Annotated in this window: 20 protein-coding genes; 16 read left to right on the forward strand and 4 right to left on the reverse strand. The window is 72.8% G+C overall.

Annotated features, from left to right (window positions below; all coding sequences use genetic code 11):
- Nucleotides 1-1,131 carry a hypothetical protein gene (locus KZQ38_RS32360; protein WP_219447724.1) on the reverse strand — a complete coding sequence of 377 codons (1,131 nt, stop codon included), beginning with the start codon at nucleotides 1,129-1,131 and terminating at the stop codon, nucleotides 1-3.
- A gap of 285 nt (nucleotides 1,132-1,416) precedes the next feature.
- Between KZQ38_RS32360 and KZQ38_RS32365 the strand changes: the two genes are divergently transcribed.
- From KZQ38_RS32365 to KZQ38_RS32375, 3 genes are all read left to right on the forward strand, one after another.
- Nucleotides 1,417-2,559 carry an MFS transporter gene (locus tag KZQ38_RS32365; RefSeq protein WP_219447725.1) on the forward strand — a complete coding sequence of 381 codons (1,143 nt, stop codon included), beginning with the start codon at nucleotides 1,417-1,419 and terminating at the stop codon, nucleotides 2,557-2,559.
- Between the two features lie 107 nt (nucleotides 2,560-2,666).
- Nucleotides 2,667-3,038: a YciI family protein gene (locus tag KZQ38_RS32370; RefSeq protein ID WP_219447726.1), complete on the forward strand. Its 372-nt coding sequence runs from the start codon at nucleotides 2,667-2,669 to the stop codon at nucleotides 3,036-3,038.
- Entirely contained in the window at nucleotides 3,035-4,246 is a 1,212-nt protein-coding gene (locus tag KZQ38_RS32375) for an RNA polymerase sigma factor (protein WP_219447727.1), read from the forward strand. The genes KZQ38_RS32370 and KZQ38_RS32375 overlap by 4 nt, the downstream gene beginning before the upstream one ends.
- A 13-nt stretch (nucleotides 4,247-4,259) precedes the next feature.
- On the opposite strand, the gene KZQ38_RS32380 is transcribed toward KZQ38_RS32375, so the two are convergent.
- The 3 genes from KZQ38_RS32380 to KZQ38_RS32390 form a co-directional block, all read right to left on the reverse strand.
- Nucleotides 4,260-4,820: a hypothetical protein gene (locus tag KZQ38_RS32380; protein ID WP_219447728.1), complete on the reverse strand. Its 561-nt coding sequence runs from the start codon at nucleotides 4,818-4,820 to the stop codon at nucleotides 4,260-4,262.
- Between the two features lie 56 nt (nucleotides 4,821-4,876).
- Nucleotides 4,877-5,518 (reverse strand): hypothetical protein, encoded by a 642-nt coding sequence (locus KZQ38_RS32385; RefSeq protein WP_219447729.1) that lies wholly within the window; start codon nucleotides 5,516-5,518, stop codon nucleotides 4,877-4,879.
- A 133-nt stretch (nucleotides 5,519-5,651) separates the two neighbouring features.
- The gene (locus KZQ38_RS32390; RefSeq protein ID WP_219447733.1) at nucleotides 5,652-6,740 is read right to left on the reverse strand and encodes a phenylacetaldoxime dehydratase family protein; all 1,089 of its coding nucleotides are present in this window, start codon (nucleotides 6,738-6,740) and stop codon (nucleotides 5,652-5,654) included.
- A 325-nt stretch (nucleotides 6,741-7,065) separates the two neighbouring features.
- On the opposite strand from KZQ38_RS32390, the gene KZQ38_RS32395 reads away from it, so the two are divergent.
- From KZQ38_RS32395 to prmC, 13 genes are all read left to right on the forward strand, one after another.
- A complete protein-coding gene (locus KZQ38_RS32395) occupies nucleotides 7,066-8,100 on the forward strand; it encodes a hypothetical protein (RefSeq protein ID WP_219447734.1) in 1,035 nt (344 codons plus the stop codon).
- Between the two features lie 715 nt (nucleotides 8,101-8,815).
- The gene (locus KZQ38_RS32400; protein ID WP_219447739.1) at nucleotides 8,816-10,225 is read left to right on the forward strand and encodes an AMP-binding protein; all 1,410 of its coding nucleotides are present in this window, start codon (nucleotides 8,816-8,818) and stop codon (nucleotides 10,223-10,225) included.
- Nucleotides 10,215-10,478 carry an acyl carrier protein gene (locus tag KZQ38_RS32405; protein WP_219447747.1) on the forward strand — a complete coding sequence of 88 codons (264 nt, stop codon included), beginning with the start codon at nucleotides 10,215-10,217 and terminating at the stop codon, nucleotides 10,476-10,478. The genes KZQ38_RS32400 and KZQ38_RS32405 overlap by 11 nt, the downstream gene beginning before the upstream one ends.
- Nucleotides 10,475-10,849 carry an ectoine synthase gene (locus KZQ38_RS32410; protein WP_219447750.1) on the forward strand — a complete coding sequence of 125 codons (375 nt, stop codon included), beginning with the start codon at nucleotides 10,475-10,477 and terminating at the stop codon, nucleotides 10,847-10,849. Before KZQ38_RS32405 ends, KZQ38_RS32410 begins: the two co-directional genes overlap by 4 nt.
- Before the next feature lie 13 nt (nucleotides 10,850-10,862).
- Complete coding sequence (locus KZQ38_RS32415; protein WP_219447752.1) at nucleotides 10,863-11,999, forward strand: acyl-CoA dehydrogenase family protein; 1,137 nt, start codon at nucleotides 10,863-10,865, stop codon at nucleotides 11,997-11,999.
- Between the two features lie 10 nt (nucleotides 12,000-12,009).
- Nucleotides 12,010-12,663, forward strand: coding sequence for a transglutaminase-like domain-containing protein (locus tag KZQ38_RS32420; protein WP_257902764.1), 654 nt, complete (start codon nucleotides 12,010-12,012; stop codon nucleotides 12,661-12,663).
- A gap of 11 nt (nucleotides 12,664-12,674) precedes the next feature.
- The gene (locus tag KZQ38_RS32425) at nucleotides 12,675-13,592 is read left to right on the forward strand and encodes a pseudouridine-5'-phosphate glycosidase (protein ID WP_219447757.1); all 918 of its coding nucleotides are present in this window, start codon (nucleotides 12,675-12,677) and stop codon (nucleotides 13,590-13,592) included.
- On the forward strand, nucleotides 13,589-14,266 hold the full coding sequence (locus KZQ38_RS32430) for an HAD family hydrolase (protein WP_219447758.1): 678 nt from the start codon (nucleotides 13,589-13,591) through the stop codon (nucleotides 14,264-14,266). The genes KZQ38_RS32425 and KZQ38_RS32430 overlap by 4 nt, the downstream gene beginning before the upstream one ends.
- A gap of 23 nt (nucleotides 14,267-14,289) precedes the next feature.
- Complete coding sequence (locus tag KZQ38_RS32435; RefSeq protein WP_219447760.1) at nucleotides 14,290-15,672, forward strand: MFS transporter; 1,383 nt, start codon at nucleotides 14,290-14,292, stop codon at nucleotides 15,670-15,672.
- 3 nt (nucleotides 15,673-15,675) lie between these two features.
- Nucleotides 15,676-16,467, forward strand: a complete 792-nt coding sequence (locus KZQ38_RS32440; protein ID WP_219447762.1) for a maleate cis-trans isomerase family protein — start codon at nucleotides 15,676-15,678, stop codon at nucleotides 16,465-16,467.
- Nucleotides 16,468-17,397, forward strand: a complete 930-nt coding sequence (locus tag KZQ38_RS32445; RefSeq protein ID WP_219447764.1) for a class I SAM-dependent methyltransferase — start codon at nucleotides 16,468-16,470, stop codon at nucleotides 17,395-17,397. It abuts the gene before it with no gap.
- A gap of 1 nt (nucleotide 17,398) precedes the next feature.
- Nucleotides 17,399-18,232, forward strand: coding sequence for an EamA family transporter (locus KZQ38_RS32450; protein WP_219447766.1), 834 nt, complete (start codon nucleotides 17,399-17,401; stop codon nucleotides 18,230-18,232).
- An 11-nt stretch (nucleotides 18,233-18,243) separates the two neighbouring features.
- A complete protein-coding gene (gene prmC / locus KZQ38_RS32455) occupies nucleotides 18,244-19,101 on the forward strand; it encodes a peptide chain release factor N(5)-glutamine methyltransferase (protein ID WP_219447767.1) in 858 nt (285 codons plus the stop codon).
- Nucleotides 19,102-19,369 lie beyond the last annotated feature (268 nt).

Here is a 19,369-nt window from a genome sequence, read left to right on the forward strand (position 1 = left end):
TCACAGGTGCCAGCGGACCGCGTGCCGCGCACCTCCCGGGACCTCGGTGGAGCCGACCGCCACGCCGTGGTCGTTGACGTCGTGCGCGCCACCGCTGACGCCGCCGAGAGTCGGCAGCCGCGTGCCGTCCTCACCGTCGCGCCCCCAGGCCATCGCGTGCACCACCCGGCCGCCACCCCTCGTCGCGCCCACGGTCACGCCCCGGCGGCTGACGGCGGCGATCTGGAAGTCGAGGGACAGGAACTCGGGTGCCGTGGTGCCCGGGAGCCAGCGGCAGCCGTGCATCCGGCCCCGGTCGGAGCGGTAGCCGAGGACCGTGCCGTCGTCGCCGACACCGGTCGCGCGGAGGTCGGCGCCCAGGTCGTCGACTTGGCCGCCCGGCCGGAAGCGGGTGGCGTGGCGGCGGCCGTCGCGGTCGACGACGGTGGCGGCGATGACGCCGGCGTCGTCGATGCCCGCGGCGAAGCCCCTGTTCGAGCCGTCGAACGTCAGCGGCGTGACACTGCCGTCGGGCGCCCAGACCACCGGGTGGAGGTCGGCGACCGAGCCGTGCCCGCCGGAGTAGCCCACGATGCGCCCCGCGCGGTTGATGTCGATCGCCTCGGAGGTCGGGTCGCCGGGCAGCTCGGCCAGCCGGACGAGCCTCCCCGAGCGCTCCCACGCGACCGCGTGCTCCTCGGTGCGGTCGGCGTTGGCCGAGACGCCGACCACGGTGCCCGCCTCGTTGACCGCCGCCGCGCGGCTCTCCACGTGACCCGGCAGCGGCGGCAGCGCCTCGATCACGTGATCGACCCAGCGGACCGCGTGCAGAGGCCCGTTCCCGGTGTAGGAGTGCCCGTACACCACACCGGAGTCGCTGATGCCGTCGGCGGAGCTTTCCTCGTCGCCGGGCAGCGTGCCGAGGTCGGTGATCCGGTTGTCGCGGGACCACGACACCGCGTGCGTCAAGCCGGTCCCGGTGTTCGCGTAGCCGACCGCGGTGCCCGCGTTGTCGACCGCGGCGGCGGAGCTGCGGTCACCGCCGGGCAGCAGGCCGAGGTCGACGGCCCGCACGGCGGCGGACGCGGGTGCGGGAACCGCCGTGAGGGCGAGCACGACGGCGGCGGTGACGCTGAGCAGTCGGCGCATCATGTCCTCACGCTAACGCCGCCCGCGAACCGCCGGAAGTGACCACAAGACGGCACTGCCGCGACCCCGCTCGGAGCAGGATTCCCCACGACGCAAGGGATTCCGCGTGACGAGGCCGTCGCTGTCGACGGGTGGTAGGCTCGCGGCGTTCTCCGCCTTGTCGGCGTTCACCCTCCGGCACGCGCTCCGACGTTCGAGTCGGCTGTTCCGGCGTGCGCTTCCCCCGCTGACTGACCCGTCAACCTGTGGCGGCTCCGGGTCGCCACGTGTGTGAGAGGTGGTCGGTCGATGAGCGCACGCACCGGGCAGCGGTGGGCGTTGATCGCGGTGGCGCTCGGCGTCTTCTGCGTCCAACTGGACTCGTTCGCGTTGAACCAGGCCCTTCCCGCGATCGGGAGCGCGTCGGGTGGTGGCTCGCCCGACGTGCGGTGGGTGGTCAGCGCCTACCTGCTCGCGGTGGGTGTGCTGATGCTCGGCGGTGGCGCCCTGGCGGACCGGCTGGGCCGCCGACGCGTCCTGCGCGCGGGTCTCGGCCTGTTCGGGGTGGCGTCGGCGGTGTGCGCGGTGTCGCCCGGACTGGCCGTGTTGGTGGCGGGCCGGGTGGTGCAGGGCGCGGGTGGGGCGCTGCTCATGCCGGCGGGTCTGGCGCTGCTGTCCGCGGTCGGTCCGCCCGAGCGGCGCGGGCGGGCGGTCGGCGTCGCCCTCGGGCTGGGCGGTGTGGCCACCGCCGCGGGGCCGTTCGCGGGCGGGGTGCTGACCGACGTGTTCGGCTGGCGGTCGGTGTTCTGGCTCAACGTGCTGGTCGTGGCGGTGGCGGTGGTCGCCGCGTCGCGTGCTCCGGAGTCCCGGGGTGCGCGGGGGAGCGGGCCGAAGTTCTCGTTGGCGCGCAACGGTTCCTTCGTCGCGCTGACCGCGGCGGGGATGGTCGCCAACGCGGTGACCGTGGTGTTCCTCTTCGTCGTTCCGCTGACGCTGCACCGGGTCTGGTCGCTGGACGCGACCACCGCCGGGTTGGTGTTCCTGCCGTCCGCCGCGCTGATGGCCGTGGCGGGGCCGGTGGCGGGCGGTGTGGCGGTTCGTCGCGCGGTACCCGTCATGGCGGCGTGCCTGACCGTCGCGGCCTCGGCCACGGCCACTCTGCCGCTGATGGGCACGTTGCCGCTCTACGCCGCGGTCGGCGCGTGCGCCGCGGCGGCTCTCGGGGTGGCCAACGCGTTGACGTTGGTCGCCACGCAAGCGGTGGTGCCGCCCGAGCGCGCGGGCGGGGGTTCCGGGATCACCAAGGCCGCCGTCACCGTCGCGGCAGGCGTCGGCGTCGCGCTGACCGGTCCGGTGAACACCGGCACGGCGGTGTTGACCACGGCGGCCTGCGGCTGCCTCGTGGCGGCGGTCGTGCTGGTGCTCTGGTGGCGTCGCCGACCGGTGGTGTGACGACGGACACGTGCATGGGATCGGGTGGGATGTCAAAACGGCGGCATCCGGTCCGACGAACCGGTGGCGAGCCCGGACGGGGCTCGTGGACCCACGAGGAGCACTTGGTGAAGTTCCTGATCAGCATGCACATCAACCCGGCCGTGCTGGACGCGTTGACCGACGAGGAGCGGGCGGCGCTCGGCGCGGGCCACGGCGAGTTCATCGAGGAGGTCAAGCGATCCGGTGAGCTGATCGCCATGCAGGCGCTGGTCGACCCGTCGCAGGCGGCGGTGGTGTCCGTGCGCGATGGTCGGCCGGTGGTGACCGACGGGCCCTTCCTGGAGGCCAAGGAGCACCTGGGCGGCTTCTACCTGGTCGACTGCGAGGACAAGGCGCGGGCGGTCGAGCTGGCGACGCGGATCCCGGACGCCGCGATCGAGGGACTGGGGGTCGAGGTGCGACAGGTGATGTTCGCCGACGGACAATTGGAGGCGTGACCCCACCCGCCGTCGTGGACCTGCTGCGTGAACTCGCGCCGCAGGTCCTCGGCGCGCTGGTGCGCCGGCACGACCGGTTCGAGGGGTGCGAGGACGCCGTGCAGGAGGCCGTCCTCGCCGCCGCCGTGCAGTGGCCGGTCGAGGGGCTGCCGGCGAACCCGCGCGGCTGGCTGCTCACGGTCGCGTCCCGGCGGTTCGTCGACCAGGTGCGCAGCGACCACGCACGGCGCGCGCGGGAGGCGGCGGTGGCCGCCGAGGTGCCGCCGGGGGAGGTGCCCGACACCGACGACACGCTCGTCCTGCTGTTCCTGTGCTGCCACCCGGCGCTGACCGAGGCGTCCCGGATCGCCCTGACGCTGCGTGCGGTCGGCGGCCTGACCACGGCCGAGATCGCCCGCGCGTTCCTGGTGCCGGAAGCCACGATGGCGGCCCGGATCAGCCGGGCGAAGCAACGCGTGCGGGCCGCGGGTGGTTCGTTCGGCCCGCCGGTCGGCGAGGAGCGCGTGGAGCGGCTGCGTGCCGTCCTGCACGTGCTCTACCTGATCTTCAACGAGGGCTACACCGCCTCCTCGGGCCGCGAGTTGCACCGGGCCGACCTGGCACGCGAGGCGATCCGGCTGACCAGGGCGGTGCACGCGCGGCTGCCCGCGGACAGCGAGGTGACCGGGCTGCTCGCGTTGATGCTGCTGACGCAGGCGCGCCAGGCGGCCCGCACGACGGCGACCGGCGACCTGGTGCCGCTGGCCGAGCAGGACCGGGCCCAGTGGGACCGCGAGCTGATCGAGGAGGGTGTCCTGCTGGCCAAGGCGTCGCTGGCGGGTCCGGCGCTCGGGCCGTACCAGGTGCAGGCCGCCGTCGCCGCCACGCACGCCGACGCGGCCTCGGCGGGTGAGACCGACTGGGCGCAGGTGCACGCCCTCTACCTGGTCCTGGAGCGGATCGCGCCGAACCCGGTGGTCACCCTCAACCGGGCGATCGCGCTCGCCGAGGTGCGTGGTCCGGCCGCCGGGCTGGCGCTGCTGTCCACACTGGACGGCGACGGGCGGTTGGCCGAGCACCACCGGCTGCTGTCCGTGCGGGCGCACCTGCTGGAGAAGGCCGGTGACGTGGCGGGCGCCCTCGCGAACTACCGCCGCGCCGCGAAGGCCACCGCGAGCATCGCCGAGCAGCGTTACCTGGAGTCCCGCGCCGCCCGGCTGAAGGCGTGAGCCGGGTGGCCGGTCACCGGGGCACGGCTTCCACGGTGTCCGCGATGTTCCCGCTGTAGCAGGTGGCCGCGGCGACGTCGGGCGCCTGCACCTCGGTGCCGTGGACCACGTACGTCCCGCCCGTTTGGAGGTTCATGCAGACGATCTTGACCGTGTAGCGGCCGGTGTCGCACTGCGCCTTGCCGCGACCGTAGTAGTGGCTGATGCCCTCGGCCACCCACTCCGCCCACGAGACGCAGCCGGTGACACCGGACGGCGGCGGGTCTTCCACCGCGTGCACGCTCCGCGCGACGTTGCCGCTGTGGCAGGTGGTCGTGGCCGTGGCCGGCGCGTTGACCACCTGCGTGCCGTAGACGACGTATCCGGTGCCTGCCTGGAGGTCCGAGCAGACGACCTTGACCTTGTAACGGCCGGTGTCGCACCGCACGTTGCCCCGGCCGTAGTAGTGGTTGCTTCCCTCGTGCACCCACTCGATCGAGGTGGTGCAGCCGACGGGTTCCGCCTGCGCCGGGGCGATCGCGCACGCCAGCCCCGAAATCGCCACCGCCAGTGGCACGAGCGCTCGTCCGATCAACTCCGCCTCCTGCGGAACCGTTGTGCGGCAGGCGATGTGCCGCGCTCAGGCGCCGATCATCGGCACGGGGGCTGGTAGCCGTCCACCTGGAGGCCGCGGAACTCCAGCTTGTTGGGCGTCTTGCCGACGAACACCAGACCGCGGGCCTCGCCGAGCGCCGACGCCAGCGAGTAGGCCGGCTTGCCCAACTCGGGCAGCCACGTCCACTGGTCCGGGGCGAAGCTGAAGAACTTGCGCACCACCTGGCCTCCCGTCGACGGGATCGGCGTGAGCCACTTGTCCCCGCCGCTCCAGCGGGAAGCCGGGCGCAGTTGGACGTAGAGGTCGTCGGTCGCGCTGTAGGTCAACCAGAACCCGCCGGAACGGGAGAGGTCGGCCTGCGCCTCGAACCGGTTGCCGAGCCACAGCACGACCACGTGCCACTCGGCCTTGAGGAAGGCCACCTTGGCCGCGTACCCGCGGCCCTCGCGCACCAGCAGGCTGCCCGTCGCCGGCACGGTGGTGCCCTCGCCGGAGGCGAGCCACTGCTGGTACCGGTCGATGGACGGGGTCGCGCACTCGCACGCGCGCACCGGGCCCCTCGACGTGCCGGCGTGGGCCACCGCGCCCGAACCGAGGAGGGACACCGCCAGCACGAGCGTCGCGAGAACCCGGTGGAACGCGACCGTCGCACGACCTTGCGTCGAAGTTCCGCGCATTCTGCGGAAGGTAGCACACCGGCGACCACCGCGATGATCTTGGAAATCGCCTCGGCCGGCGCCGCCGCACCACGCACCGCCACGCGGGCGAACCCGGTGCCCGCCAACGGGTCGACCCGCGTGCGCCGCGTGGTCAGGGCAGCAAACCCGTGCGGGGTCGGCAGTTGACGTACTCCGCGATCAGCGAGTTCTCCGGGAGCACGTGGACCTCGTGCCACAGCACCAGGCGCAGGGCTTCGGGGCCGAACGGGGCGATCATCGCGGTCCAGAAGGCGTTCAGGATCGCGTGGTGGGTCGGGTGGTCGCGTGCCCACCGCAGGAGGTCGTGCAGCGACCGGAACCAGAGCACGGCCTCGGAACCCGTGCCGCGTCGGCCGTCCGGCCCGACGGCGTCGAGGAACTGCGCCGACAGGCAGCCCTCGGTCCGCCGCGCCAGGTGGCGCACCGCGGCGAGGTAGGCGGGTTCGACCTCGGCCCGGTACGGGCGGAGCTGTTCGTCCGGGGCGCGGGTCCAGTCCTGGGCGGTGCGGATGAAGCAGAGGCCGTCGTCGGAGGCCCGGATCCGCACGCGGCGGCCGAGCGGCGAGCCACCGGGTTCGAGGTCCGGGTCCGGGACCCCGCCGGGGCCGAGGTCGCCGGTGGCGGGTATGCGGTCGCGGGCGGCGCCGGGGTAGTCGTGCAACCCGGTCCAGCCGACCTTCGCCAGCGTCGCGGAACCGGCCGCGTGCGGCGCGGAGTACATGGTCTCGGTGCGGCGCACCGGGGTGGTGGTCGTCTCGACCCAGTGCCCGAGCGGGCCGTCCTCGGGCAGGGTGTCCCACCAGGCCCGCACCGGCGGCGAGTTCCACCATCTCACGTGTGTCGACGGGTCGGTCCAGTAGCACACCAGGACCTCGTCGGCGGGCGTGCCGGGCAGGTGGCCGGTCAGGTCCCGGAGGCGGCAGCGCTCGACCTTGTCCGGCCGGTGCGGTCCGGCCAGCAGGCGCAGCGCCACGGCCGCGGCGGCGCGCCCGGCCGCCGCGTCGGGGTGCTGGACGCCGATCCTGGTGACGGTCAGGTGGGTGACGTCGTCGGGCCAGCGGGTCTCCACCGCCGGGCCGCCACGCGGGCAGTGGCCGCGGGGGCGGTGGAGCGCGGGGCGGTCCGGTCCGGGCCCCGGCTCGAAGGTCAACCCCGCGGGTAACGCGGTGATGTGCTCGCGGTGTGGCTGCGTCTGCGTCATGACGGGCTCCTGTTGAGACGGCGGTGGTACCCGATCGAGGTAATGCTCAGGCGGGTTCAACTACAGGTTGTAGTTTTTCGGGCGTTCGTCAAGGGAGAACACCCGCAGCTGCACCGCCATACCGGTGTTCGCGCAACGGAGGACGTGCACAGTTCGCGGTCGGAGAACGCCGATGTCCGAGGTGGCCGCGTCCGCCGGCCGGCCCCGGCGCCGAACCGGTGGCACGGATACCCGGGTCCGACCGGTCGGGGCGGGCGATCGGTGGCACGGGTGAACATCGCGGCGGCGAACCCGGCCGGGGCGGCGCCCGTGGCAGGGTGTCGCCATGCGCAGGGTGATCTTCGGTGCGGCGCTCGTCCTCGTCGTCGTGGTGGTGCTGGCGCTCCGCGGTTCGGTGTCACCGCCGACGGCGGAACCCGAGCAGGTCGAGAGGGTCGGCGTCACGGGGTTGGCCTGGGCGGACGTCGTGCTCGCGGACGGGGTCGACCGGCCGGAGCACGTCGCCGCCGACTCCCGGCACGCGGTGTTCGCCCGGCGCGCGCCGGACGGCGCGTGGCGGCTGGGCAGCCGGGCGGTCGGCGGCGGGCCGGTCGCGGACGTCGTCCTCGGGCGGGCCGCGCCCGCCCCGCTGAAGTTCGAGTTGATCGGCGGCGGGCTGGTCGCCCACCAGACGTCCGGTGACGGCGTGGACGTCTTCGCGGCGGACGTCGCCGGTGGGGCCAGGCCCGTGGCGACGGCGCGGTTCGCCACCGGGAGCTTCGCGGCGGCCGGCGGCGTCCTCGCCGTCCAGGAGGGCGAGAACTGCCTGACCTTCCTCGACGCGGCCGACCTCGGCCGCCGCGGACAGCGCTGTCCCGACGCGGGGTGGACCACGTCGCTGCTCACCGGTGAGGCGGATGCCGTGCAGTGGCGGGAGACGACGCCCGGCCAGGAGTGCGCGGTCTGGTACCGGCTCGGCGCGGACGCGACGCCCGAGCGCGTCCCGAGCGGTCCGGACGCGTGCCGGTCGGCCCTGCTGGTGCGTGCCGACGACTGGGAGCTGACGGCGGCCTTCCCGCCCTACGAGGTCGGTGTGGCGTTCCCGGGCCCGCTCACGGCGAGGCAGGGCGACCGCGTGCTCACCCTGGACACGTCCGTGCTGAACGTGCACCGCTGCGGCGGGCACGTCTACTGGTTGAGCAACCCGGGCAACACCGACCGGCGTGGCGAACTCGCGCGTTGGACGCCCGGTGAAACGACCGTCGAGGTTCTCGGCGATGTTACCGGCGCCACACCGCCCCGGTGCGTCAACGGCGTGCTGAACGTTCTTTTCCACGGCGTCGACGGTGTTCCGCGACTGCGGACGCTCGCTAATCCGTGACCGCGTTCCACAAATCCGCTGGTCGCCCGCGGGTCGATCATGAGGAATGCTCGGAATTGTGCCGGGCGGGTCCGTTGCGCACACCACCCCTAATGAGGCAACTCGTGGGAACGTGATGTTGGTTTGCTCGGACAACGACGAATTCTCCGGCCGCGGAGAGGTGAACCGGGGGGCGGCTTTCCGCGCCGGGCCACCTGAGACGGCGGTCGCACCGCGTGACGGAACGTGCCGACCGCACGTCCCCCGTTCAGGCCACCGGGAGGTCTGTTCCCCAGGTCGGTGCGCCGGGTCGCCTGCCGTGCCCGGTACCAGGGCACGGCGGGGCGCGCACCGCGCGTAACCTGCGCGGGGCCGGACCGCAGATCGGCGGTCCGGCCGAACGGTGCGCGTGAGGTGAATCCCGGGCCGTCGTCGAACGCAAAGCGGTGGCGGGACAACGAGTAGTGACACCTTGGTCCGATCGACTGACCGACCCGGGGTGTATTGTCGCTCTGGACCCGTCACTGGTAATTTGCCTATCAAGCGATCGAGGCGTGGTCACCGTACTGACGGTTCTGGGGGTCGCCTGCATGGTCGACTGACGTTCGCGTGTTCCGCGCGCCCCTTGCCCGTCGTGCCTTCGACGTCTTCCGCTCCGTTGTCGACTCAGCACATGACCGTGGTAGAGGGGCGCCGCATGCCTTCCGAGGCATTTCTCCGGACGTTTTCCGAAAGGGTGTCCAGCGAGCCGGGCGCCCCGGCGCTGGTGCAGGGCGACGTCCTGCTGACCTACGGCGAACTGGCCGAACTCGCCGCGGCGGCACGGGCCGTCGTCACCGGCCTCGGCCTGCCCGACGGCGCGGCGGTGTGCGTGCCCGCGGCGAAGTCGCCGGCGGTGATCGCCCTGGTGATCGGGTGCCTCCAGGCCGGGCGGCGGGTCTTCCTGCCCTCGCCCGACCTGGGTGCGGAGGTGCTGGCCGAGCTGTGCGAGCGGATCGGCTGCGCCTACCTCCTGGAGCCGGGCAGGCCGCCGCGGCCGACCGGCGCCGGGCCGGGTCCGGAGTGGACCGGACCGGGCCTGCTGCTGGCCACCTCGGGCTCGACGGGGCTGCCGAAGACCGTCGTGCTGTCCGAGTCCGGTGTGGACGGTTTCCTCGCGTGGGCCGCCGACCGCTTCGACATCGGACCCGGGACGACCGTGCTCAACCACGCCCCGCTCAACTTCGACCTGTGCCTGCTCGACATCTGGACGACCCTCCACGCGGGTGGCCGCGTGGTGCTGGTGGAGCAGGACAAGGCGGCCAACGGCACGTACCTGCGCGACGTCTGCACGCGTCACCCCGTGGACGTGGTCCAGGCGGTGCCGATGTTCTACCGGCTGCTCGCGGACGCGAACGACGCCGCCGGGGCCGCCGCCTTCACCGGCGTCAAGCACGTGATCTTCACCGGGGACGCGATGCCCCTGAACCTGCTCGGCCGGGTGCCCGGCCTCTTCCCGGCGGCGAGGCTGTGGAACGTCTACGGGTGCACCGAGACCAACGACACCTTCCTGCACGAGGTCGACGTGGCGGAGGCGGTCGCGCGTGGTGCGCTGCCGATCGGGCGGCCGATCGACGGGGTGACCGCGCGGATCGTCGACCGCTCCGGCGCGGTCGTGCCGCACGCGGGCTCGGGTGAGCTGGAGGTGGACAGCCCCTTCCGGGCGCACGGCTACCTCGACCCGGAGCTGACCGCGCGGAAGTGGCGCGACGGCTTCTACCGCACCGGCGACCTGGTCACCCGGGACGAGCACGGGCTGGTGTTCCTGGCCGGGCGCGACGACTTCCACGTGAAGGTGCGGGGCGTGCGCACCAACCTCCAGGAGGTCGAGCAGGTCATCCAGCAGCACGAGGACGTGGCCGAGGCGGTCGTGCTCGCGGTGCCCGACGAGGTCGCGGGGCACCGGCTGCGCGCCGTGGTCCGCCGCCGGCCGGGTTCCTCGCTCGACAGCATCCGGCTGCGCGTGCACTGCGCGGCCCGGTTGCCGAAGACAGCGGTGCCGACAGCGGTCGAGTTCGTCGACCGCGAACTGCCCCGCACGTCGACCGGCAAGGTCGACCGGCGGGCGCTGAACACTACTGGGGAAAGGAACCGAGTTGTCGACTGAGGTCGAGATCAAGAGCTTCATCGTCCGGAACTTCGCGCCGGACGTGCCGCCGGACCAACTGGAACCCGACCTGAACTTACTGGACAGCGGGGTGGTCGACAGCCTGGGGTTGCTGCGCCTGATCGCCTGGGTCGGCGAGCGCTTCGACATCGCGGTGGAGGAGGCGGACATCTCGCCGGACAACTTCCGCTCGGTCGACGCGATCGCGGCCTTCGTGGCGGACGCCCGGCGGAACAGCGAGGTCGCGCGATGATCGTGCGGGCCAAGGCGGACGTGGAACCCGTCGAGTGGGGCAACGGTCTGAGCTACCGCTTCCTGGTCGAGGCCGACAACATGGGCTTCACGGTCGCGCACACCATGGTGCGCGCGGGGTCCAAGTCGCCGCTGCACTACCGCAGGCACCTGGAGGCGTGCTACTGCATCGCCGGCCGCGGCCAGGTGGTCACCGGCGACGGGGTCGCGCACAACATCGAACCGGGCGTGATCTACGCGTTGAACGAGCACGACGAGCACTTCCTCATCGCCGGGCCGGAGGAGGACCTGGAGCTGATCAGCGTGTTCAACCCCGCGTTGCGCGGTGACGAGCGGCACCACCTCGACAGCGGCGGTTTCTCCCACTACTGAGGGACGGGAAGCGATGCGGTGGAACGACGACCAGCAGGCGCTGCACGACGCGATCACCGAACTCGGCGACCTGCTCAGCGAGAACCGGGCGGAGCGCGACGCCGCCGCGGTGTTCCCCAGGGCGAACTGGGACCGCGTCCGGGCCACCGGCCTGCTCGGCCTGCCCTTCCCCGACCGGTGGGGCGGGCTCGACCAGGACCTGCTCACGACGATGTACGTGCTGGAGGGGCTGGGCCACAGCTGCCGCGACAGCGGGTTGAGCTTCTCGGTGTCGACGCACATGGTCAGCGTCGGCGTCCCGCTGCTGCGGTTCGGCTCGGCGGCGCTCAAGGAGCGCTACCTGCCGAAGGTGTGCGACGGGTCGGCGATCGGCGCGCACGCCATCACCGAGCCGGACAACGGTTCCGACATCATGGGTATGCGCACGACCGCCGTGCGCGACGGTGACGAGTACGTGCTGACGGGCGGGAAGACCTTCGTCAGCAACGCGCCCGTGGCCGACCTGTTCGTGGTGTACGCCCGCACCGGCAAGGCGGGCAGCCCCAACGCGATCACGGCGTTCCTCGTGGAGCGGGACACGCCGGGGCTGTCGGTGGGCACGCCCATCGGCAAGATGGGCCTGCGCACGTCGCCGTTCAGCGAGGTGTCGCTGGACGGCTGCCGGGTGCCCGCGACCAACCGGATCGGCGGCGAGGGCGCCGGGTTCCTGGTCCTCGACCACGTGATGAAGTGGGAGATCCTGTGCTCCTTCATCATCAACGTGGGCGAGATGCAGCACCGGCTGGAGCGGTGCGTCGAGTACGCCACCACGCGTGAGCAGTTCGGCCAACCCATCGGGTCGTACCAGTCGGTCAGCAACCGGATCGTCGACATGAAGATCGCCGTGGAGACCTCCCGGAAGTGGTTGTACGACACGGCGGACAAGCTCCAGCGCGGCGAGAACGTCACCACCGACATCGCCATCGCCAAGCTGACGGCCAGCGAGGGCAACGTCAGCTCCGCGCTCGCGGCCGTGCAGATCTTCGGCGGCTACGGCTACACCACCGAGTACGGCATTGAGCAGGGGCTGCGTGACGCGGTGGGCGGGACGATCTACTCGGGCACGTCCGACGTCCAGCGCCAGCGCATCGCGCGGATGCTCGGGATCTGACGGGGGGATGATGAGCACCGAGGCCACCGATTTCCTCGACCACGGGTCGCCGGTCGTGCGCGAGTTCGTGCGCCGGGCGGTGCCGGACGAGTCCGCGCCGGACCTGGAGAAGGCCCGCGCGCTGTACTACGCGGTCCGGGACGGCATCCAGTACGAGATCCAGGGCGCGGACGTCTCCCGCGCCGGTCTGCGGGCCAGCTCGATCATCCAGCGGAACATGGGGTTCTGCGTGCACAAGTCGGTCGTGTACGCGGCGGCGCTCCGGTCGGTCGGCATACCCGCGCGGCTGTTCTACGGCGACGTCCGCAACCACATCACCAACCCCAAGCTCGAACGGCTCATCGGCGGCGACGTCTTCACCTACCACGGCCTCACCACCGTCTTCCTGGAGGGCAGGTGGGTCAAGGTGACGCCGGTGTTCAACAAGCTGCTGTGCAAGCTCTACAAGATCACCCCGCTGGAGTTCGACGGCCGCGCCGACAGCGTGTACCACCCGTACGACGAAACCGGGCAGCGGCACATGGAGTTCGTCCGGGAGCACGGCGACTTCGACGACGTCCCCTACGACACGATCCTCAACGGCATCCGGGCGAACCACCCGCTGCTGTTCGAGACCTGGAACCGACTTGCCGGCGGATCGCTGGTGGCCGACGCACAGCGGTGAAGGAGGAGCACATGACCGACTTGATCTCGGTGCACGACGAGGTGGCCGACGCGGTCCGGAGCGGGCAGGCGGTGGTGGCGCTGGAGTCGTCGGCGGTGGCGCACGGCCTGAAGTACCCGATGAACCTGGACACCGCGCGCGACATGGCGAAGGCCGTCCGCGCGGCGGGCGCGGTGCCGGCCCGCGTCGGCATCGTGGACGGCAGGTTCGTGGTCGGCATGACCGACGAGCAGATCGAGCGGTTCGCCACCACCCCGGGCATTCCCAAGGTCAGCACCCGGGACGTCGGCCCGGTGATCGCCGGCGGCGGGCTGGGCGCGACCACGGTGTCGTCCACGCTGCTGGCCGCCGCGCACGCGGGCATCGAGGTGTTCGCCACCGCGGGCATCGGCGGCGTGCACTTCAACGCGCAGGAGACGTTCGACGTCTCGCCGGACCTCATCCAGTTCACCCGCCACCGGGTCGCGGTGGTCTGCGCGGGCGCGAAGTCCATCCTGGACCCCGCGCTGACCCTGGAGTACCTGGAGACGCACGGGATTCCCGTGGTGGGTTACCGCTGCGACGACTTCCCGGCCTACTACAGCGTGTCCAGCGGGCAGCGCAACCCGCGGCGCGTCGAGGACCTGGGCGACCTGGCCAGGGGCATCCGGGCGCACTGGGCGGTCGGCAACGAGGGCGCGTTCGTGGTGACGCACCCGATCGCCGAGGCCGACGCCCTGCCGTCCGAGGAGGTCTACGCGCTCATCCACGAGAAGATGGCCGAGGCGCGGCGCGAGGGCGTCAGCGGCCCGGAGGTCACGCCGCACATCCTCGGCGCGGTGGCCGCCGCCACCAAGGGCGCGACCGCCGAGGCCAACCGGTCGGTGCTGCTGTCCACCACCGCGCTGGCCGGCGAGGTCGCCGTGGCACTGGCCCGGGAGGCGGCGTGACGCACGCGGTGCTGTTCGACGTGGACGGCACGCTCGTCGACACCCCGGCGGGCATCCTCCGCGTCTTCCGCGAGGTGCTGGCGGAGCGGAGCCGCCCGGTGCCCGAGGCGGACCTGCGTGCCACGATCGGCCGTCCCCTGGCCGCGTCCCTGGCGTCCCTGCTGGACCTGCCCGTCGAGCACCCGGACGTCGCGGACGCGGTGGCGCGCACCAGGGCGCTGTTCACCGAACTGGTCGTGCCGAACGCCCGGGACCTGGTGTTCCCGGGCGTCCCGGAACTCCTCGACGGGTTGCGGGCGCAGGGCAGGCCGCTCGCCGCGGTCACCAGCAAGGTCAAGCCGAGCGCGGTGGAGCTGCTCGGCGCGGCCGGCCTGCTGGACCGGTTCGACGTGCTGTCGTGCCACGGCATGACCGAGCGGGGCAAACCGCACCCGGACCTCGCCCTCCTGGCGGCGTCCGAGCTGGGCGTGCCGCCGGAGCGGTGCGTGGTGGTCGGCGACGGCGTCGACGACATCCGCATGGCCAACGCCGCCGGGATGCCCGCCTACGGCGTCGACTTCGGCGTGGCGAGCCGGGACCAGCTGCTCGCGGCCGGTGCGGTCGAGGTGTTGGGTTCCGTGCCCGGGTTGGTGGGCGTGCTGTCGCCCGACCACCAACCGGCGCGGGGCAAGTGACTGGACAATCGGAAGAGAGTTTCATGCCTGCCGAATCGACGATCCGGAGCAAAGGGGCGGTCGCGGGGTTGATGGTCCTCGCGGTCGCGCAGTTCCTGATCGCTTTGGACTACTCCATCGTGTACATCGCGCTGCCGAGCATCGGTGACGACCTGGCCCTGACCGAGAGTTCGCTCCAGTGGGTGGTGAGCGGCTACGCGGTCTTCTTCGCGGGCTTCCTGGTGGTGGGCGGTCGCGTGTCCGACCGGTTCGGCGCCCGGCGCATCTTCGTCGGCGCGATGCTGGTGTTCGGGGTGGCCTCGCTGGCGGGTGGTTTCGCGGGCGGCCCGGAGGCGTTGCTGATCGCCCGCGGCGCGCAGGGCGTGGCCGCGGCCATGCTCCAGCCCACCATCATCTCGCTGATCAACACCACGTTCGCCGCCGGACCCGCCCGCACCAGGGCGTTGTCGGTGTGGGGCGCGGTCGGCGCGTCCGGGCTGGCCGCCGGGGTGATCCTCGGCGGCCTGCTCACCACGGCGTCCTGGCGGTGGGTGTTCTTCATCAACCTGCCGCTGGCGATCTTCTGCGGTCTGGCCGCGCCCAAGTTCCTGGCCAAGCCCGCGGAGTCGCGGTCGCGCGAGCGGACCACGCTGAACGTGCCCAGCGCGGTGCTGTGCACCGGGACCGTGCTGGCCGCCGCGCTCGCGTTGACGCAGGCGTCCAGCGTCGGCTGGGGACACCCCTCGACCCTCATCGGCCTGGGCGTGTCCGCCGTGCTGCTGCTCGCGTTCATCGCCCAGGAACGGCGCAGCAGCCAGCCGCTGGTCGACCCGCTGCTGCGGCGGACCCGGTCCCTGGTGGTCGGCAGCGGCTCGGCCGCGTTGTACATGGCCAGCGTCGGCAACCAGTTCTTCCTGGTGACGCTGCTGCTCCAGCAGCTGCTCGACTACGGCCCGCTCGCCGCGGGCCTGGCGTTCCTGCCGATGGCGGTCGCGATCGCGGTCGCCAACGCCGTGGCGGGCAAGGTCATCGGCTCGCTGGGCGTGCGCCTCTCGCTGGCCCTGGCGTTCGCGGTCGACGCGATCGGCCTGTTCCTGCTCGCGTTCCAGGTGCACGGCGACAGCTACGTGGTGAACATCCTGCCGGGCCTGCTGATCACCGGGTTCAGCCACGGCATCACCTACATCGCCACCTACGACGCGGGCACCCGCGACATCGCCGACCGCCACCAGGGCGTGGGCAGCGCGATGATGACCACGTCCCAGTACATGGCGGGCGCGCTCGGGATCGCGGTGCTCGTCCTGGTGCTGGGCGCCAACCCCGACTCGGACCGCTTCGCGTGGGCGTTCGCCACCACCGGGATCGCGGCGGTGCTGGGCGCGGTGCTCGTCTGGTTCGGCCTGACCGGCAAGCGGACCGGGAGGTGACCGGTGCCTGACGGGAACTGGCTGGCCCAGTTGGGCGCCCTGGTCATCCACAACGACCCGGTCGCCGAGTCCGAGCTGTGGGCGATGGCGCCGCCCGGCGTCACCCTGCACTCGGCCCGGTTCGAGAGCCCGACCAGCACCGGCGCCGAGTACACCGGCAGCTCGTGGCGCATGTTCGTCGACTCCGCCGACGTGACGCGCGGCCTGCGCCAGCTGGGGCAGATGGAGCTGTCCGCGATCTGCCTGTGCTTCGGCTCGTGCAGCTTCTTCGGCGGCGCGGAGTTCGACGAGGGTTTCACCGCCGCGGCCCGCGAGAAGGCCGGCGGGACACCCGTTTTCACGGCGGCGCAGGCGATCCTGGGCGCGCTGGCCGCGGCGGGCATCCGCCGCCCGCTGGTGGTGATGCCGCCGTGGTTCACCCGGCCGACCTTCGACGCGGCCGAGCGGTACCTCGCCGCGGCGGGTTTCCCGGCCGCCGGGGTGCTCCGCTTCGAACTGGGCGGCCGGTGGCGGGACGTGCCCCACCACCGGCTGTTCGACCTGGGCGCGCACCGGGAGATCCGCGTCGAGGACGTGTGCGAGCAGGTCGGCGCGGCGTTCCCGGCCGACGCGGACGGCGTCCTGGTGCCCGGCAGCGGGTTCCGCTCGTGGGAGGCGATCGAGCCGCTGGAACGCGCGCTCGGCGTGCCCGTCGTGACCGCCAACCAAGCAGTCCTGTGGCGGTTGCTCGACCGCACCGGGGTCGAGGTGGCCGTGCCCGGTGGAGGCCGGCTCTTCAGCGAACACGGAGGATGAATGACGCTGGAACGCATCTGGGACGCGCACCGGTCGGGCGCGACCCCCGCCGAGCTGGAGCCGCTGGCCGGCACGGCCCGTGAGCTGTTCTACCTCGCCGTGCTGGCCGACGACCGGGCCGCGGCCGCGGCACTCGCCGCCCGCGCGGCGAAGCTCGACCCGGACTCGGCCGTGTACGCGGAGACCGCGCGGTACCTCGCGCGGCCCGCGGCGGACGACCCCTACGAGGACCCGGAGCCGTTCACGGCGTTCGCCACGGGTGGCGGCAACGTCGGGCTGTACCGGAACACGCACGAGGTGTTGCGCTCGGTCTACGCCGAACTCGGTTCCGTGCGGCTGCTGGACATCGGCACCGGCGAGGGGCACGCGCTGCTGCCGGCGCTGACCCCGGAGGTCGTCGAGGTCGACGTGGTCGAGCCGTCGGCGGCGCGCCTGGCGCGGGTCGCCGCCGAGCTGGAGCGGCGCGGGATCACCCACCGCGCGCACACCCGGACGGTGCAGGAGTTCACCGCGCAGGCGTCGTCGCTGTCGTGGGACCTGGTGCAGGACACGTTCGCGTTGCTGGCGCTGACCCGCGCGGAGCGGGTCGAGCTGTTCAAGTGGTTGCGCCCGCGCACCAAGCAGCTCGCGCTGGTCGAGTTCGACGTGCCCGACCTCGGCTCCGGCCGGGACCCCCGGCGCTTCGAGCACCTGGTGGACCGCTACGAGCAGGGCATCCGCGAGTACCACGACACCAGGGAGCTGGTGGCGCAGCGCTTCCTGGTCCCGGTCCTGCTCGGCACGCTGGCCGAGGACGACGGGCCCGCGCACACCGAGCAGCCGATCGCGCACTGGCTGGAGGACCTGGCGTCCGCCGGGTTCACCCCGCTCGAACCGCGGTGGGTGTTCGACTACTGGTGGGCGCCGGCGCACCTGATCCGGGCGACCTGACGTGCTGGGGGAGATCGCCGCGTCCGGCACCGCGCTGGCCTGGGGCGCCGCGGACTTCTGCGGCGGCAAGGGCAGCCGGGGCGCCGGCGCGCGGGCCGTCGTGGTGGTGTCCCAGCTGGCCGGCGTGCCCCTGCTGGTCGGCGCGCTGTGGCTGACCGCCGACACCTGGCCGAGCGCCGCCGACGTGGGGTGGGGGTTCCTGGCCGGGTTGTCCGGCGGGGTCGGGCTCCTGCTGCTGTACCGGGCGCTCGCGGCGGGTGCGATGAGCCTGGTCGCGCCGATCACCGGGGTGACCGCCGCGGCGTTACCCCTGGTGCTCGGGTTGGTGGTGGACCGGACGCCCGGTGCGCTCGCCGTCGTCGGCGCGGTCGTCGCGGTCGTGGCGATCGCCCTGGTGTCCGCGATGCCCGCCACGCGGAGCCGGCTGTCCGGGCCGCTGCTCGGGCTCTCGCTGGCGTCCGGTCTGGGTTACGGGTTGTTCTACGCGTTGCTCGAACCGGTCGGCGAGGACGCCGGCCTGTGGCCGCTGGTCGGCATCCGCGTGGGCACGCTGGTGACGGCCGTGGTGCTGGCGCTGCGCGGCGGATCGCCGCGACTCACCGCGCCCGCCGCCCGCTGGGCCGTGGGCGCGGGTGTGCTCGACGTGATCGCCAACGCGTGCTTCCTGGTCGCCTCGCACGACGGCGCGCTCAGCGTCGTCGGCCCGATCGCCTCGCTGTACCCGGTCTGCACCGTGTTGCTGGCGGTGGCCGTGGACCAGGAGGTGTTGCGGCCACCGCAGTTCGCCGCCCTCGGCCTCGCGGCGGCGGCGCTCGTCCTCACCCACCTCGGCTGAAAGGCGCACTCGTGGAGCGGCAAACCCTTGCCCTGGTGATCCGGGACGCGGAGGAGGTGTTGACCGACGCGGGCGTGTGGAGTCCGCGCACGGACGCGGAACTGCTCGCCGCGCACGTGCTCGGGGTTCCGCGTGGCGAGTTGGCGCGGGACGAGACCGTGGACCCGGAGGCGTTGGCGCGCATCCGCCTGCTGGTGGCGAAGCGCGCCGACCGCGTGCCGGTCCAGCACCTGACGGGGCACGCGGACCTGGCGGGGATCGAGGTGGACCTCGGCGACGGCGTCTTCGTGCCCCGCCCGCACACCCGACTCCTGCTCGACTGGGGGCTCGGCGTCGTCCAGGACGTCCGGGAGCCGGTCGTGGTGGATCTGTGCACGGGGTCGGGCGTGCTGGCGCTCGCGGTCGCCCGCGCCCGGCCCGACGCGACCGTGCACGCGGTCGACCTGGACCCGGTGGCGCTGGAGTTCGCGCACCGCAACGCGGCCCGCCGCGCCGCCGCCGGCGACACCGCCGTTTACGTGCACCGCGGCGACGTGGCCGATCCCGGGCTGCTTGCGGAGCTGAACGGGAAGGTGGACCTGGTGCTGGCCAACCCGCCGTACGTGGCGGAGGGGACGGCGCTGCTGCCGGAGTGGTCGCGGCACCACCCGCGGCACGCGGTGTTCGCGGGCGACGACGGCCTGGCGGTGATCCGGCACGTGGTGCGGCGCGGCACCCTCCTGCTCCGCCCGGGAGGCGCGATGGCGATCGAACACGACCCGCCGCAGGCCGATGCCCTGCTGGACCTGCTGGGGCAGGAGTTCACGGAAGTCGAGACCCGACTCGACCCTTCGGGGCGTGCGCGCTACACGACCGGGCGACGGGGGTAGGGCCTGTCCTGAAAGCCGGTGCGCGGCCCGACCACCTCCCGCCGACGTGGGAAGGACGGTGGTCGGGCAGCGCATTAATTATCAGGCAGGCTCCCTGAAAGTTTCCGGGCGGACAGCTTCGGAACCCCCGCTGGCACGGGGAAGACAGGCAGTCGGTCACGACCGCCAGGCGGCGTTCCGGACCACCCTCGCTGGCGCGGGGAAGACGTCACGCGCCGGTACTGCGTGCCCTCACCCAGCGGACCACCCCCGCTGGCGCGGGGAAGAC

This window comes from Saccharothrix obliqua (assembly GCF_019375475.1).
Lineage (GTDB): Bacteria > Actinomycetota > Actinomycetes > Mycobacteriales > Pseudonocardiaceae > Actinosynnema > Actinosynnema obliqua.

Coding starts and splice junctions, on each gene's coding strand:
- KZQ38_RS32365 (WP_219447725.1), top strand. CDS start 1,417: ATGAGCGCACGCACCGGGCAGCGGTGGGCGTTGATCGCGGTGGCGCTC.
- KZQ38_RS32445 (WP_219447764.1), top strand. CDS start 16,468: ATGACGCTGGAACGCATCTGGGACGCGCACCGGTCGGGCGCGACCCCC.
- KZQ38_RS32415 (WP_219447752.1), top strand. CDS start 10,863: ATGCGGTGGAACGACGACCAGCAGGCGCTGCACGACGCGATCACCGAA.
- KZQ38_RS32395 (WP_219447734.1), top strand. CDS start 7,066: ATGCGCAGGGTGATCTTCGGTGCGGCGCTCGTCCTCGTCGTCGTGGTG.
- KZQ38_RS32410 (WP_219447750.1), top strand. CDS start 10,475: ATGATCGTGCGGGCCAAGGCGGACGTGGAACCCGTCGAGTGGGGCAAC.
- KZQ38_RS32425 (WP_219447757.1), top strand. CDS start 12,675: ATGACCGACTTGATCTCGGTGCACGACGAGGTGGCCGACGCGGTCCGG.
- KZQ38_RS32360 (WP_219447724.1), bottom strand. CDS start 1,131: ATGATGCGCCGACTGCTCAGCGTCACCGCCGCCGTCGTGCTCGCCCTC.
- KZQ38_RS32390 (WP_219447733.1), bottom strand. CDS start 6,740: ATGACGCAGACGCAGCCACACCGCGAGCACATCACCGCGTTACCCGCG.
- KZQ38_RS32435 (WP_219447760.1), top strand. CDS start 14,290: ATGCCTGCCGAATCGACGATCCGGAGCAAAGGGGCGGTCGCGGGGTTG.
- KZQ38_RS32385 (WP_219447729.1), bottom strand. CDS start 5,518: ATGCGCGGAACTTCGACGCAAGGTCGTGCGACGGTCGCGTTCCACCGG.
- KZQ38_RS32420 (WP_257902764.1), top strand. CDS start 12,010: ATGAGCACCGAGGCCACCGATTTCCTCGACCACGGGTCGCCGGTCGTG.